Source organism: Macrococcus capreoli (assembly GCF_025628935.1).
GTDB classification, from domain to species: Bacteria; Bacillota; Bacilli; order Staphylococcales; family Staphylococcaceae; genus Macrococcoides; species Macrococcoides capreoli.
The window spans coordinates 1-847 of sequence record NZ_JAOTIS010000044.1 but is presented as its reverse complement, the minus strand read 5'-3'; the positions used below and the strand labels follow the sequence as shown (position 1 = coordinate 847).

General features: G+C 30.6%; 1 protein-coding gene. It reads right to left on the bottom strand.

The annotated features are described in order from the left end of the window. Positions 1-761 (bottom strand): transposase (locus OCL94_RS13180; RefSeq protein WP_262997380.1); only part of this gene is annotated, 761 nt, incomplete at its 3' end. Between the last annotated feature and the right edge of the window lie 86 nt (positions 762-847).

Sequence of the window (847 nt, the reverse complement as noted above, 5' to 3'; positions counted from 1 at the left end):
GCCAATTGAGTACTATCATGAATATTACCTGGTGTTACGTGGTGATCTACAAAAAATCCATTTTTATCTACACAAGCATGTAAACTATAAGCAAACTGTTTCTCACGTTCACCTTTAACATAGTAACCAGCGTCAGGATCTGTGAGACTTTCTTTTTTTTCTTTTTCTTCTGTCTTATGAGTTGGGGTGAACTCCTTTTTTCCTTCAGATTTACGAACCTCGTTTATTTCTTTATCTAATTCATCTTTATAATGAGCGACCGATTTTTTTACTACAACTTTTCTAAATCTATGTTTATTAGCGTTTGCTTTAATATGAGTAGAATCAATAAATAAAGCTGAGGTATCAATCAATTTATGTTGCATCGCCAACTGTAGAATGTGTTCAAATATTTCTTCAAAAAGTGTATTATCACTGAACCTTCTAATATAATTCTTACCGAAGGTAGTGAAATGAGGAATCTTATCCTGAAAACTGTATCCAAGATACCAACGATAAGCAACATTTGTTTCGATTTCTTTTATTGTTTGTCTCATTGATTTTATTCCGAATAATTTTTGTATTAATATTATTTTTACTAAAATCACAGGATCAATACTTGGACGACCATTATCAAGACAATATTTATCTTTGACTAGAGGATAAATAAAATTCAAATCCAATACTTTATCTACTTTTCTTAGTAAATGGTTTTGTGGCACTAAATCTGAAATCGCAACAACCTCTAATTGATTTCTTTTATCTTCTGATTTACTCAACAAAATAATCACCCCAAATCATTGTTAATATTATTGTATAAAAAAAGACTGAAGACTTCATCTCCGAAGGAGACTTTGTCTTCAGTCTG